Origin of the sequence: Clostridium sp., assembly GCF_030532265.1 — a bacterium.
Classification (GTDB): Bacteria; Bacillota; Clostridia; order Clostridiales; family Clostridiaceae; genus Clostridium.
Genome location: NZ_JAUNLM010000008.1, coordinates 1 through 15,312, shown reverse-complemented (window position 1 = coordinate 15,312; position 15,312 = coordinate 1). Strand labels below are relative to the sequence as shown.

General features: G+C 30.1%; 15 protein-coding genes. 1 reads left to right on the top strand and 14 read right to left on the bottom strand.

What is annotated here, in order from left to right; all coding sequences use genetic code 11:
- Window positions 1-59: 59 nt before the first annotated feature.
- The gene (locus Q4E08_RS03385) at window positions 60-2,615 is read right to left on the bottom strand and encodes a calcium-translocating P-type ATPase, PMCA-type (protein ID WP_303128405.1); all 2,556 of its coding nucleotides are present in this window, start codon (window positions 2,613-2,615) and stop codon (window positions 60-62) included.
- A 153-nt stretch (window positions 2,616-2,768) separates the two neighbouring features.
- On the opposite strand from Q4E08_RS03385, the gene Q4E08_RS03380 reads away from it, so the two are divergent.
- Entirely contained in the window at window positions 2,769-4,409 is a 1,641-nt protein-coding gene (locus Q4E08_RS03380; protein WP_303128404.1) for a putative manganese-dependent inorganic diphosphatase, read from the top strand.
- Between the two features lie 43 nt (window positions 4,410-4,452).
- Here the strand turns inward: Q4E08_RS03380 and Q4E08_RS03375 are convergent, their stop codons facing one another.
- The 13 genes from Q4E08_RS03375 to Q4E08_RS03315 form a co-directional block, all read right to left on the bottom strand.
- Window positions 4,453-5,091, bottom strand: coding sequence for an HAD-IB family hydrolase (locus Q4E08_RS03375; RefSeq protein WP_303128402.1), 639 nt, complete (start codon window positions 5,089-5,091; stop codon window positions 4,453-4,455).
- A gap of 123 nt (window positions 5,092-5,214) precedes the next feature.
- Entirely contained in the window at window positions 5,215-6,405 is a 1,191-nt protein-coding gene (locus Q4E08_RS03370; RefSeq protein WP_303128401.1) for a pyridoxal phosphate-dependent aminotransferase, read from the bottom strand.
- A 15-nt stretch (window positions 6,406-6,420) separates the two neighbouring features.
- A complete protein-coding gene (locus Q4E08_RS03365; RefSeq protein WP_303128400.1) occupies window positions 6,421-7,242 on the bottom strand; it encodes a PHP domain-containing protein in 822 nt (273 codons plus the stop codon).
- Window positions 7,243-7,362: 120 nt separating this feature from the next.
- Window positions 7,363-7,752, bottom strand: coding sequence for a DUF1292 domain-containing protein (locus tag Q4E08_RS03360; RefSeq protein WP_303128399.1), 390 nt, complete (start codon window positions 7,750-7,752; stop codon window positions 7,363-7,365).
- Window positions 7,753-7,893: 141 nt separating this feature from the next.
- On the bottom strand, window positions 7,894-8,604 hold the full coding sequence (locus Q4E08_RS03355; RefSeq protein WP_303128398.1) for an MIP/aquaporin family protein: 711 nt from the start codon (window positions 8,602-8,604) through the stop codon (window positions 7,894-7,896).
- 89 nt (window positions 8,605-8,693) lie between these two features.
- The gene (dhaT, locus tag Q4E08_RS03350; protein WP_303128397.1) at window positions 8,694-9,851 is read right to left on the bottom strand and encodes a 1,3-propanediol dehydrogenase; all 1,158 of its coding nucleotides are present in this window, start codon (window positions 9,849-9,851) and stop codon (window positions 8,694-8,696) included.
- A gap of 44 nt (window positions 9,852-9,895) precedes the next feature.
- Window positions 9,896-10,327, bottom strand: coding sequence for a heme-binding protein (locus Q4E08_RS03345; protein ID WP_303128396.1), 432 nt, complete (start codon window positions 10,325-10,327; stop codon window positions 9,896-9,898).
- Window positions 10,328-10,345: 18 nt separating this feature from the next.
- Complete coding sequence (locus Q4E08_RS03340) at window positions 10,346-10,861, bottom strand: cob(I)yrinic acid a,c-diamide adenosyltransferase (RefSeq protein ID WP_303128394.1); 516 nt, start codon at window positions 10,859-10,861, stop codon at window positions 10,346-10,348.
- Window positions 10,862-10,879: 18 nt separating this feature from the next.
- Window positions 10,880-11,242, bottom strand: coding sequence for a glycerol dehydratase reactivase beta/small subunit family protein (locus Q4E08_RS03335; RefSeq protein WP_303128393.1), 363 nt, complete (start codon window positions 11,240-11,242; stop codon window positions 10,880-10,882).
- Between the two features lie 6 nt (window positions 11,243-11,248).
- Window positions 11,249-13,081: a diol dehydratase reactivase subunit alpha gene (locus Q4E08_RS03330; RefSeq protein WP_303128392.1), complete on the bottom strand. Its 1,833-nt coding sequence runs from the start codon at window positions 13,079-13,081 to the stop codon at window positions 11,249-11,251.
- Window positions 13,082-13,104: 23 nt separating this feature from the next.
- Window positions 13,105-13,527, bottom strand: coding sequence for a diol dehydratase small subunit (locus Q4E08_RS03325; RefSeq protein WP_303128391.1), 423 nt, complete (start codon window positions 13,525-13,527; stop codon window positions 13,105-13,107).
- Window positions 13,528-13,548: 21 nt separating this feature from the next.
- The gene (locus Q4E08_RS03320) at window positions 13,549-14,124 is read right to left on the bottom strand and encodes a propanediol/glycerol family dehydratase medium subunit (protein WP_303128387.1); all 576 of its coding nucleotides are present in this window, start codon (window positions 14,122-14,124) and stop codon (window positions 13,549-13,551) included.
- A gap of 17 nt (window positions 14,125-14,141) precedes the next feature.
- Window positions 14,142-15,312: propanediol/glycerol family dehydratase large subunit (locus Q4E08_RS03315; RefSeq protein ID WP_303128384.1), on the bottom strand; the 1,171-nt coding region annotated here is incomplete at its 5' end.

The window sequence follows — 15,312 nt, the reverse complement described above, 5'->3', positions numbered from 1 at the left end:
AAATTTAAAATAAATAATTTTTCTAAAAAATACTCTTAAATTTAATTTTATAATTTTAATTATTTTGATTTTATATATAAATAAACACTATTTATAAATGCTATTACTCCAGAGAATAATAATACTATCATCCAATGATTAAGCATAAGTGGTACTGTATGGAATATAGAGCTTAAAAATGGTACATATAAAATTGAAAGTAACATTATTACTGATACTAAAACCGCTCCAACTAAATATGGATTTGTAAATAATTTTATCTCAAATATTGAATGTCTCTCTGATCTACACTCAAATACATGAAATAACTGTGACATTATCAAAGTTGAAAGTGCTATTGTTCTACAAGTTTCAAGATCCATTCTATAAAATCTTCCAATCATAAAAGCTAAAAGTGTACAAACACCTATAAGGGTTCCTCTTATAATTATCTTTTCTGTAAGTCCTCTTGCAAATACACTCTCTTTCTTTTCCCTAGGCTGTTGTCTCATTATATCACTATCTGCTGGATCTACACCAAGCGCAATAGCTGGAAGTCCATCAGTCGCTAAATTTACAAATAAAATTTGAATTGGCGTAAGAGGATTTGGCAACATAAATATTGTTGCTAAAAACATTGTTAAAACTTCACCTAAATTACATGATAAAAGATATCTTATAAATTTTCTAATATTATCATATATATTTCGTCCTTCTTCAACAGCAGCAACTATAGTACTAAAATTATCATCCATAAGTATCATTGATGAAGCCTCTTTAGTAACATCAGTTCCTGAAAGTCCCATAGAAATACCAATATCAGCTTCTTTTATGGCTGGAGCATCATTTACCCCATCACCTGTCATTGCAACAATATTTCCTTTCGATTTAAATGCCTTAACTATTCTAAGCTTATGACTTGGAGATACTCTTGCAAATACTCTAACTGAATCTATTTTGCTGTAGAGCTCTCTATCAGTCATTTTTTCTAAATCCTCTCCAGTTAACACTTGACTTTCATTTTTGCATATGTTTAAAGATTTTGCTATAGCAAAAGCTGTTTTTTGATGGTCACCTGTAATCATTACTGGTTTTATTCCTGCAAGCTTACATTTTAATACAGCATCTCTTGCTTCACTTCTTGGGGGATCTATGCTTCCAGCAAGTCCTATAAAGATTAAATCACTTTCAAGTTTTTCACTTTTCATTAAATTATCAGCTTTATAAGCTGCTGCAATACATCTTAAAGCTCTAGAAGACATAGCTTCAATTGAATTAGTAATCATCTTCTTTCTTTGATAAGTAAGTGGTTTTACTATTCCATCTTCATATATATAATTACTCTTTTCTAATATTCTCTCTGGAGCACCTTTTACATAACATATTTCTTTTCCATTTTCCTCAACTATTACAGACATCATTTTTCTAGTTGAATCAAAGGGAATATCAAACACTCTTTTTACATCCTTAGTAAAATTTTTTAAATCATCTACATTTTTAAAGAACATTCTAACTAATGCTGTTTCTGTTGGATCTCCAAATAATGCTCTATCTATTTTTTTACTCTTTTTATCAATCTGACAATCGTTACAATGTACTAATGCAGATTTTAACTTTAATATACCTCTAACATTATTTATATCTTCTTTTTCTAATTCGATTATTTTTCCATTTAAATATACTTCTTTTACTGTCATTTTATTTTGAGTAAGAGTTCCTGTTTTATCAGAACATATTACAGACGTACAACCTAATGTTTCAACAGCTGGTAGTTTTCTAACAAGGGCATTTCTTTTAAGCATTTTAGATACACCAAGTGCTAAAGCAACAGTAACTATTGCTGCAAGTCCTTCTGGTATTGCAGCTACAGCTAATGAAACTCCAAGTAAGAACATTTCTCTAACTTCATTTCCTCTTATAATTCCAAGTACAGTAACTATTATACATATAGCTAAACAAATAACTACTAATATTTTACCTAGCGAATCTAGCTTTTCTTTAAGAGGTGATTTATCTTCTTCTATATTTTGTAGCAGATTTGCTATTTTACCCATCTCTGTCTTCATTCCAATTTCTACTACCTTAAAAAGTCCTTTTCCTTTTAAAACATTTGTTCCCATAAATCCTAAATTATTTCCTTTGTTACAATCTTTATTAATTCCTACTGATTCTCCTGTTAACAAAGATTCATCAACTACTATTCCAGAAGCTTCTAAAAATTCTCCATCTGCTGGTATTCTATCACCAGATTCTAATATAACTATGTCACCTATTGTTAAATATTTAGAATTAATAACCTTTATTCTTCCATCTCTATAAACTTTACAAGTAGGTGCCGCCATATCTTTTAAAGCTTCTAAGGATTTTTCAGTTTTAAATTCTTGAAAAAATCCAAGTAATGCATTAACTATAACTATAATAAGTATTGTTATTGCATCTGCCGTATCTCCCATAAAACCTGATATAATAGTTGCACCTATAAGAACCCAAACCATAAAATCATTAAATTGAGATAATAATATTTTTATAGGAGATGATTTACCTTTTTGTTCTAATTCATTTAATCCAAAGTTTTTAATTCGCTTCTCTGCTTCTTTTGTTGTAAGCCCTGGAATTATATTTTGTTCCTGTATCACCTTAAGAATTCCTCCTTATTTAAGCATTCTTATATATATATATTTAAAATTTATTAACTTATGAAAAGTTTTAATTAAAGTTACTGCTTTACTTTTTGTTATTTAGGTCGTACAATTATACTGTAAATTCATAAGATAAAGGAGGTAATGTCTTTGAAGAACGTAGTATATGTTACTGGACACAAAAATCCAGATTCAGATTCAATATGTGCTGCCATCTCTTACGCAGAGCTTAAAAATAAAACTGGTAATATTCCAGCTATTCCTGTAAGACTTGGAAATGTTAGTAGAGAAACTCAATTTATTTTAGACTATTTTAATGTTGAAGCACCTGAATTTTTAGAGACAGTTAAATTAAAAGTTGAAGATTTAAAAATAGATAATATCAGCCCTATATCACCTGATATATCTTTAAAAATGGCTTGGAATATAATGAGAGATAAAAATATTAAATCTATTCCTGTAGGTGACCATAAAGACCACCTTATAGGTTTATTATCAATTTCAAACCTTACATCTTCTTACATGGACATATGGGATAACAAAATATTAAGCAAGAGCGAGACAAGTATTGATAATATAATTGATACTTTATCTGCAAAAGCTTTATACATAAATGAAAATGTTAAAGTATTTCCAGGTAAAATCTGCGTTGCTGCTATGCAACCAAATTCAATGAAAGAACATGTAGATGAAGGTGATATAGTAATTGTTGGCGATAGACCTGAAATTCATGAAGAAGTAATTAACGAAAAAGTTTCTTTAATGATTTTAATAGGATCAAGTTCATTAAGTGATGAACTTTTAGCTAAAGCTAAAGAAGCTGGAATAACAGTTATTTCTACTCCACATGATTCATTTACAGCTTCAAGACTTATAATTCAAAGTATCCCAGTAAGATACGTTATGGTTAAAGATGATATCGTATCCTTCTCTACTGATGATTTAGTTGAAGATGTTAAAGAAACAATGCTTGAAACTAGATATAGAAGCTATCCTGTAGTTGATTCTGAAGGAAAAGTTATTGGTACTATTTCAAGATACCACTTAATCTCAAACTTCAAGAAAAAGGTTATTCAAGTTGACCATAACGAAAGAGGTCAATCAGTACCTGGTCTTGAAGAAGCAGATGTTCTTGAAATAATAGACCACCATAGAGTTGCTGATATCCAAACAAGTAACCCTATATTCTTCAGAAACGAGCCTATAGGAAGTACATCTTCTATAGTTGCTAAATGTTATTTTGAAAATGGAATAAGACCATCAAGAGAAATTGCTGGATTATTATGTGGTGCTATAATTTCTGATACATTATTATTCAGAAGCCCAACTTGCACAGAACAAGATAAATATATTTGTAATAAACTTGCTGAAATAGCAGGAATAAATTTAGAAGAATTTGCAAAAGAAATGTTTAAAGCCGGTACTTCACTACAAGGTAAAACAGTTGAACAAATATTCAACCAAGACTTCAAACCATTTACTATTGGAGATACTAAAATTGGTGTAGCTCAAGTTAATACAATGGATATTGAAGGATTTATGCCTTTAAAAGATGATATGTTATCATACATGAGCAAAAAAGCTGAAGAAGGCGGATTTGATATGCTTATGTTATTATTAACTGACATATTAACTGAAGGATCACAAATACTTGTTGCAGGAAAACAACCTGAAATAGTTGAAAAAGCATTTAAAGTGGAACTTAAAGATTCTATGGCATTTTTACCAGGAGTTCTTTCAAGAAAGAAACAAGTAATACCACCACTTACAAATTCAATAATAAATTCATAAAAATAAAACCATGCTATTTTTAGCATGGCTTTATTTTTTTCTCTTATTTCCATTTAAGTATTTCTATATTATTCTTTTTCTTAAAATTTATAAGATATGGATGTCCGACTAAATCTAAAAGAGGTTTATCTGATAAAGAATCAGAAAACATATATGATTCTTTAAAATCAACTTCTATATTATCTTTCTTTAATTCTTCCATTAATCTTCTAACTTTTTCTTCACCCTTACAATTATATCCGTCCATCTCTCTTATGAATTTTCCATCTTTAAATTTAAACTTAGTTCCAATAATCTTGTCTACCTCTTTGAAACTATAAAACTCATTTAAATAAAATTCTGGTGATGCTGATATTAAATAAATTTTATAACCTTTTGATTTTAATTCTCTCATCATTTTTATAGCATCTTCATACAATATATTGCTAAGTACGTCACTATAAAACTCTTTAACTATATATGATAATTCCTTTTCGTCTATACCATCTATAAATTTAAGAAAAGTTTCTTTAACTTTCTTTTCATCATATATTCCTATACCATACATAATACCTGAAAATATTGCTCTTGGAAGAAATTTAATATTTTTCTTATCCTTATGTATCATATATTTAAAAAATTGCATTAATGTTTCTTTTTTTGTTATTGTAAAATCAACATCGAATATTCCTAGCTTTACCATATGTTCCTCCAAATATTTTTTCTATATATATTATATACTATTTATTAAACTTATTTAATTAAAAAATAAAATTTATAAAAAATGATTAGCTTTCAATTTTTAAAGCTAATCATTTTCAAATATTTATAGAGAATTAATAAAACCTTCTATTCTGTCTAATCCTTCTTTAATATTTTCTATTGAAGTTGCATATGAAAGTCTTATATATTTATCAAGTCCAAATGCAATTCCAGGAACTACTGCAACACTCTTCTCTTTAAGCAATTCTCTTGAAAAACTAATAGAATCAGTTATCTTTTCTCCATTAACTTCTTTTCCATAAGTACTTGATACATTTACCATTATATAAAACGCACCTTTTGGTATTATATAATCTATTCCTTTTATTTTATTTAATCTCTCAACCATATATAATCTTCTCTTATCAAACTCTTTAACCATTTCCTCAACTGATTCTAAAGAATTTTTAAGAGCTTCTATAGAAGCATATTGTGTTATTGAATTAATGTTTGATGTCATATGACTTTGTATACTAACCATATGCTTAATAACTTCTCTATTTGAAGCAGCATATCCAACTCTCCATCCAGTCATAGCTGATGATTTTGAAAGTCCATTTATTACTATTGTATTTTCATACGCATATTCTGAAAGAGAAGCTATACTTATATGCTTTTCTCCATCATATATTAACTTCTCATATATTTCATCTGATATTATTATCAAATCATTTTCTTCTGCAAATTTTGCAATTTCTAAGAGTTCTTCTTTAGAATAAACAGCACCACTTGGATTATTAGGACTATTTATAATTAAAGCTTTTGTTTTATCTGTTAAAACTTCTTTTAGGCAATTTTCAGTATATTTATAACTATTGTTTTCGTTAGTATTTACTAAAACAGGAACACCACCTGAAAGCTTAATAAGTTCTGGATAACTAACCCAATAAGGCATTGGTACTATAACCTCATCTCCTGGATTTAATATCGCCATAAAAGCATTTGCCAAACATTGTTTTGCTCCATTACTTACTATTATTTGATCTATTTTATAATCTAAATTATTTTCTTTTTTTAGTTTTTTACATATCTCTTCTCTAAGATTTTTTACTCCAGCAACTTCTGTATATTTAGTCTTTCCTTCTATCATAGCACAATTAGCTGCTTTTAATATATTTTCTGGAGTATTAAAATCTGGCTCTCCAACTCCAAAACTAATTACATCAACACCACTTTCTTTTAATTCTTTAGCCTTTGCTGTAATTTCTAAAGTTATTGATGCTGAAATTCCTTTTGCTCTTTGTGATAATTTCATTTAACTTCCCCTTTTCTACTTATTGCCTTTATTATTAATTAACTTATTTAATAAATTTTCATCTATACCTTCATAGCCTATGCAAATTTCTTTATTATATCCTCCGTGAAAATCACTTCCACCTGTTATGGATAACTTATATTTTTTACTTAAATTATAAAATAAATTTACTTGATCCTTTGAATGACTTGGATGGTAAACTTCGATTCCATTTAATCCATAACATTTTAATTCTTTTATAATTTTTTCTACTGCCATACTTTTATATATTTTGCCTGGATGTGCTAAAACTGCTATTCCACCAGCCTCTTTTATAACCTTAATAGCATCTTTATAATTTAATTTTTCACCTGAAACATATGCCGGCTTTCCTTTTAAAAGATATTTTAAAAACGCCCCTTTAAAATTCTCCTCATATCCCTTTTTAACAATTTCATTTGCAATATGAGCTCTTCCAATAGATAAATTATCTTTTATAATATCATCAATATTTAAATATATTCCTTCATTTTCAAGTTTATCTATTATACTTTTTGCTCTTTTTATTCTAGATTTTTTTAAATTATTTACTACATCATTTAAATTTTTATTATCTATATCTATAAAATATCCTAATATATGAATTTCAAATTCATATATTTCACTACTAAACTCTATACCAGGTATAACATTAATTCCATCATTATTTCCTCTAGTTATATATTGTGAATCAATAGAATCATGATCTGTTATAGAAATATACTTAACTCCATTGTTTTTAGATACTTCTAATATTTGTTCTGGTGTTAGTTTGCCATCAGAAAAGGTGGAATGTAAATGTAAATCTGCGTACTTCATATAATTACACCATCCTTATCTATATAATGACTATACCACTTTTAAATTTATATGTAAATTAATAAAATCTTATAAATATTTCAAAAAAAGAGTGGCAAAATACCACTCTATCTTTTAATATTAGTCTTCTGCTAATACTTCCTCATAATAAGCTCTAACTTTATCAAACTCAGCTTCATCAGGTACTATTAGTTCTTCATTTTCTTCTGAAACTCTAAATAAATATACTGAATCATCATCCATATTTTTAGCTAAAACATATTCATTTTCTTCAAATTGAAAAGCATCTATAATTGGACATGATACTGTATTTCCTTCATCATCTACTAAATCTACTACAAAATGATCGTGATGGTCTTCTCCACATCCACATCCTTCTCCATGTTCATGGTGATGTCCGTGTCCTCCACAACATTCATGGTTTTCATCGTGATGATGTCCTCCACAACACTCATGTTCTCCTTCATGATTGTGATTTCCACATCCGCATTTATTTAATTCTTTATCCATTTTCATTCCTCCTTATAATTAAGATACATTACTTAACATTATATTTTAATTGTAACCTTATTTAAGTTAAAATAAAAGCTAAATTTAAAACTTTTCTATTTATATAATATATACTATAAAAAAAGTGGTTTAAAAACCACTTTAAAATATAATTCCATATACTATAGCAGATACTATAGCTCCTAATATAGGTGCTACAACTGGTATCCAAGCATACTTCCAATCTGATCCACCCTTACCTGGTACAGGTAATATAAAATGAGCTAATCTTGGTCCAAAATCTCTTATAGGATTTATTGCGTATCCTGTTGGACCTCCTAAACATAATCCTATAGCCCATATAAGTATTCCTATAGCTAAAGGTTGAAGCCCATCAACAAAAGGACTTGATGATATACCTAATATTCCAAACATTAATAAAAATGTACCTATAAATTCAGTTATAAAATTCCACTTTGGATTTCTTATTTCTGGAGCTGTACAAAATACTCCAAGTTTTGTAGCTTTATCTTCTGTAGCCTCAAAATGATTATAATATGATAATAGAACTAATGTAGCTCCTATAAAAGCTCCTATAAATTGAGCTAATATATACATTGGCACTTGACTCCAAGCAAAGTTACCAGTAACAGCTAAAGCTAAAGTTACTGCTGGATTAAAATGTGCTCCACTTATAGTTCCAAACATAAATACTGGAACAGCAACAGCAAACGCCCAACCTGATGCAATAACCATCCATCCTGAATTAAAACCTTTAGATTTCTTTAAAACAACGTTTGCAACTACTCCATCACCTAATAATACTAATATAGCAGTTCCTATAAGTTCAGCCATAAATGTTCCTAAATTCATTAAAAACTCCTCCTGTTGTAATAAATTATGTCATTAAAATAGCCCCTTTATTTATTAAAGCTAAAGGGGCTTTATGTTATAACTTATAATTAGTATGCAGCTTTAAAGATATTGATTATATCTTGCTTATTTCCTTTTCTTGGGTTTGAGAAAGCATTTCCATCTTTTAAAGCCATTTCAGCCATGTATTCGAAATCTTCTTCTTTTATTCCCATATCTCTTAATCTAGCTGGAATTCCGATATCAGTTGAAAGCTTGAACATAGCATCTATTGCTTTTTGTGCAGCATCCATTACTGATAATCCTTCAATATTTTCTCCCATGAATTCAGCTATATCAGCGAATTTTTGAGGGTTTGAAATTAAGTTATATTTTTCAACGTGTGGTAAAAGCATTGCATTTGCTACACCGTGAGGCATATCATATAATCCACCTAATTGGTGAGCCATAGCATGTACATATCCTAAGTTAGCATTATTAAATGCCATACCAGCTAATAATGAACCGTAAGCCATGTTTTCTCTAGCTACTAAGTTTTCTCCTAAAGCAACTGCTTGTCTTAAGTTATTTGATATTAATTTTATAGCTTGGATTGCAGCAGCATCTGTTACAGGATTAGCATCCTTTGATACATATGCTTCTACAGCATGAGTTAATGCATCCATTCCTGTTGCAGCTGTAAGTCCTGCTGGCTTACCAACCATTAACATTGGGTCATTGATTGAAACTAATGGTAAGTTTCTCCAGCTTACGATAACGAACTTAACTTTTGTTTTTGTGTTAGTTATAACACAGTGTCTTGTAACTTCACTAGCTGTTCCTGCTGTTGTATTAACTGCAACTATTGGAGGAAGTGCATTTGTTAATGTTTCAATTCCTGCATAGTCATAAAGATCTCCTTCATGAGTTGCTGCTATACCGATACCTTTACCACAGTCATGTGAGCTTCCTCCACCAACTGTAACTATCATATCACACTTTTCATCTTGGAATATTTTTAATCCATCTTTAACGTTTGTATCCTTTGGATTTGGTTCAACTCCATCGTAATAAGCAACTTCTATTCCTGCTTCTCTTAGGTATTTTTCAGTTAATTCAACTGCTCCACCTTTTAATCCTCTTAAAAATTTATCTGTAACTATTAAAGCTTTCTTTCCACCTAATATTTTACATCTTTCACCAACTACTGTTATTGAGTTAGCTCCCATAAAGTTTACGCTTGGTACTAAATAATCGTACATTCTCATCTTTAAATTCCTCCTAGATTTGTTTATATATTAATTTTAAAATATTAATATTCTTTACTAAAAGCATCAACTGCAGCTTGTGCAATGGCCATATCTTCTTCGACAGTTCCACCACTTACTCCAACTGCTCCAACAACTTGTCCATCAACTATTATTGGGAATCCACCACCAAATGGTACGATTCTTTGATTGTTTGTAAGTTGTAATCCGTAAAGGCTATCTCCTGGTTTTACAACATCTGCAATTTCATGACTTCCTTGTTTTAAACAAGCTGCTGTATAAGCTTTATTTATAGCTATATCAATGCTTGTTATGAATGCATCTTCCATTCTGTGCATTAACATTAAGTTTGCACCCTTATCTACTGCAGCAAATATAACTGGAACATTCATTTCATTTGCTTTTGCTTCAGCTGCTTTTGCCATTTCCTTTACTATTTCTAAACTTAACTCTTTAACTTCATTTAACTTTTTCATAGTAATCAATATCCTCCTTTACATTTCTTCAAAATATCTTGCTATTGCAAAAAGTGTATCTGATAAACGATTTATATATTTTGAAACTTCTTCCCTTAAAGATTCTTCTCTCTTTAAAGTTATTATTCTTCTTTCAGCTCTTCTACATACTGTTCTTGCTATATGTAAGCTTGCTGATATTTCATTTTTTCCTGGTATAACAAATTCTCTTAAAGGACCTGTTATTTCCATATATTTATCTGTTAGTTTTTCTAAATATTCTATATCTTCTTTAGTAACTATTTCTTTTAAATATTTAATTCCGTTTTCATCACTTGCAAGTTCAGCACCTAAATTAAATAATTTTTTTTGTATATTTCTAAGTTCTTCTCTTTGTTCTGTTAATTGAATTTTTGAGTAAGCAAAACCTATTGATGATATTAATTCGTCTACAGTTCCATATGCTTCAACCTTTAGACTATCTTTATCAACTCTGCTTCCTCCAAATAGTGCTGTAGTTCCTTTATCACCTGTTTTTGTGTAGATTTTATACATATTAATTACTCCTTAATATTATTTAAAAGCTATACCTTTAACTAATCTTCCTGCATTAGAACCTAGATCTCTTAATTTACTGTTATCATCATCTAAGTTCATAGTAAATAAAGGTTTATCTTTTTCTAACTTATTTAGTGTTAAAGTTATTTTGCCCTTACTATCAATTCCTATACCAACTAAAAGTTTAGATTGCATTGATGCTAAATGACTAAGTTCTTCAGAAGTATTACATTCTTTAGCTTTTAAATCAAAAGGTATTCCTTCTTCTTCTATTCCCCATAATACTTCATCTAATCTACTTAAATCTTTTAAATCATTTGAATAATATACATATATACTAGGAACTTCATACTCATAAGCTTTCATTACCATTGCCATACTAAATTACTCCATTTCATTGCAAGATAATATAAGTCCAGTAGCAACAGCATTTCTTGGTCCCTCTGTTCCTCTTATGTTTCCACGACCTGCTACTACACCATATTGTGATAATGAATCTGTAACTAATTGAGGAGTTTCAAAGTCTAATGATGATCCACCAACTAATACTACAAATTCAATGTCTCTTATATTTCCAGTTGGTGAAACTATACTTAAAGCTCTTAGGCAATTTGTTACAAATACCTTTTCCTTAGCTCCTCTTCTTATAGTTCTTATTTTTTCTATAGAAGTTTGTCCATCTATCGGAACTAAAGTTCCATCTTTTATTATTACAACTTTTGAAAATACTGATGGATCTAAAGGTTCTTTAAAGAATTCAACAGTTCCATCCTCATGTCTTATATGGAAAAGACTTTCAACTTTAGCTAATGGATATTTTTTTATATCTTCTGCTAAATTAAATGAATCAAGTCCTAATTCTGATTTAATAAGCATAGTTACCATATTTCCAGCACCAGCTAAATGTATTGATGAAATTTTTCCTTCTTTATTTATAATTGATGCATCAGTAGATCCTGCCCCCATATCTAATATAGCAAGCGGTGTACTACTTCCTGGAGTTGTAAGTGCTCCACGAATAGCCATGTCAGCTTCTACTCCACCAACTTCTACTGGTACATTAAGTTCTTCTCTTAGCTTATCTGCTATCATTTGCATTTGTAGTTTATCTGCTTTAACCATAGCAGCTATTCCAACTGCATTTTCAAGTGAAAACTCCTCTGCAAGACCACCCTTTACTTTTTGTGGGATAAAAGTATCAACTGCTAAAAGGTCTTGTATTTTTATATCTGATATTTTTTGCTTAGTAAGATTAGCCATAACTTGTCTTACTCTTTCAAGCATTCCACCAGCATTTGTACCAGCTTCTCCCTTTACATCTTGTATTGGTACACAAGCTCTTACAGCATCCATTATTTTTTCTGCACCGTGTTCTACATCTACACTTTCTTTACGATTTAACCCATCTATATTTATACATCCTGCTGGTATTTTCTTTTCTTGAACATCTCCTTTTGGAGTTTTAATTACTACGGCTGATCTGTTTCCTATAAGAGCTCTTGATATTGGAACTATCATTTTTGTTTCTTCAGCTGTTAAATTAAATACTGTTGCTATACCATAAGGATTAGCTAGACTTTCAACTACTTCTCCTTGACCGGCAACTTCTACAGCAGCCTTCATATTAACTGGCACTTTTTCAAGTAACATAACTTCATCTACAATAGGAATAGTATTATCTAATCTATTGTTTATAAGTACTCCGTCATCTCTTTGAACTATTGCTGCTGTAATTTTTATGCCTCTTCTTGTAGCATGATTTATTCTAGCTGCTGCTTCTAGGAAATTTATTTTGCTTAATATAAGTGGTATAAATGCATCATCTTCTGATAATTCATTTTCATTTATATTTTCTAGGTCTTCTATATATATAGTTTTTCCTGTTCCAATTCCTATTCCACCTGGTGTTTGTGGGTTATGTCCTATCATTGTTGACTCTGTTATTATAGTTTCAGTTATAGTTTCCATAGCAACATCACCTATAACTGGAGCTGCTTCATTTATTCTAACTAAATCTAAATTATCAAGAGTTAAAGATACTTTTTTTAATGCTTGTTTTAGGGAATCGAATACACCTTCTATATTTTCTTCAGTACCTTTTATACCTGTTGTAGGAACTATACCGCTTGAAAGAAATTCTATTTTTCCATCTTCTATTTTTGATAATGCTGTTTCCGTAGTAGCATTACCAATATCAACACCTGCTACTATTTTCATACTTTCCTCCTGAAAGAAATAAATTATTCTTGTCTTAATTTATTTCTCTTTTCGTATACTTCTACTGCTTCTCTTACGAAATCTGCATTAACTTTTGCTCCATATACATTTTCAAGTTCATCTGCAATCTTTAAAAGATCTTCTTTAGTTGAACGAAATGGTCTTAACGCATTATACATTTCAAGTATTCTATCATCTGGAACTTTTATAAGTTCAGCAGCTCTTCTAAGGTTTCTTGCTATTGCAGCTCTATTCATACCTTCAGCTATTTGAGCTTGCATTTCTAATGTTTCAGGTGATATTCTAACGTCTTCTGGTTTAATATCTCCATTTAATATATTTTCTAATGTTATATCATTTAAATTTTTTCCAGTTGGTGTGCTTATATCCTCTGGTCTTTTAGTTGCTAAAGGGTAATCTTTAGGTCCCATTTTTTTCGCTTCCATTAAGTCTCTCTCCTTATCCTTTTAGAATTTAACTTCTATTTGTACTGGTTTTGCTCCATTTACTACATGCTTAGTTTCTTTTATATGGTATAATGCTGCTATTGCCATAAATTTTGGTCTAGCCATTTGGTCATTTTTTGTAGGTACTGGAGTTGGTGATTCTCCTTTTGCATATTTAGCTGCATTTTTACCGATTAATCTAAAAGTTTCTAATGTTAATAATGGTGCTTGTGGGAATAATTCTAAGTTATTTAAAGGAAGTAAGTCTTTTTGGTGAATTACTGTTGTTCCTTTAGATTGAATTCCTATACCAATTCCTGATCCACTTAATTTTGCTGCATCATTTGCTATAAATGAAACATCTGATGTTCTTAATATTCTAACAACCCTAGCATGTAATCCTTCTTCTTCAATACCTGCTATAAGTTCTCTTAAAATATCTTTGTGATCTATATTAACTAATGTATGATGTTGAAATTTTTCAAATGCTGGGGCAAGTCCAATCACAACCTCATCCGCTCTTGTTCCAACTTTTGCTTCTCCTACTTCTGTAAGAGTAAGCTCTGGCATAACAAATTTATTTGCTCCATTTTCCATATGTATACCACCTTTTCTTATTCAATATCTTCTGGTTTTATTACGTTAGGAATATTTTTAATTTCTTCCCATCTTTCTTTACTTAATCTGTATCCTGTTCCTGGTCCTTTATAGTCATTTACATCATTAACAGCACTTATTACATCAAAATCTCTATCAAGTATTGCTGATGTTTGAAGATAATCTCCAGTAACTCTTTGCTTAAGCATATTTAATATATTGTTTGCTACATCTTCAAATCCATTTGAACCTAAAGCTTTAACAATATCTAATCCTGTTATTCTTTTCTTAAGCATTTCTTCTGCAGCCTTTAAATCTTCAACTACATTTCTTTCTGGCATATCTTTACTTCCATGTGCATAAGTTGCAGCTACAACTTCTTCATCAGTTATTTTAGGGAATCCAAGCTCTCTAAATACTACTTGAATAGCTTTTGCAGCTTTATTTCTTATTGCAATTGTTTCCTCTTCTGATACTGGTCTTAATCCACCATCTACCATTAAGTCTCTTTGAAGTACATTATAATCATCAAAATCTTCCGCATCAAAGTTTGAACCTGCAAACATATTATCATAGTTTGGAACTGCACTATATCCTGAGAATATAAAATCTGTTCCTGGAAGCATTTGCATTAATGTTCTAGCTGTTCTTCTTATATCTGAATGTGAGAATGTTTGGTCATTAGCTGATGCTACTTCTATATCAAGCATTGAAGCTATTAAGTTTTCAGCAAGTACTGCTCTTATTCCTGATGGAACTGCTCCTGTCATACCTATACAACTAACTGCTCCATTTTGAAGTCCTTGAACTCCAGCTCCTTTAGTTATGTAAATACATCTTGATTCTAAGTAAAGCATTGATTTACCTTCTGCATATCCCATTAATGCTTCTGAACCAGTTCCTGATGTATATCTCATTTTAAGTCCTCTTGAAGCATAAGCTGATGCTAAAAATGCTTTTGACCATGGAGTATCATCTCCATCTGTAAATACTGATTCTGTTCCATATACTGAAACTGTTTCTGCATAACTTGTAAGTCCTCTCATTCCAAGGTCAAGTTCTGTAGCTTCCTCAACTGAACATTGAGTTAATACTCCAGGACGACCAACTTGTGAACCTATAAGTATTGCTAATGCATTAAATGGTGCATATCTTACTATACCAACTGTAGTTTCTTGTTCTGAGAAA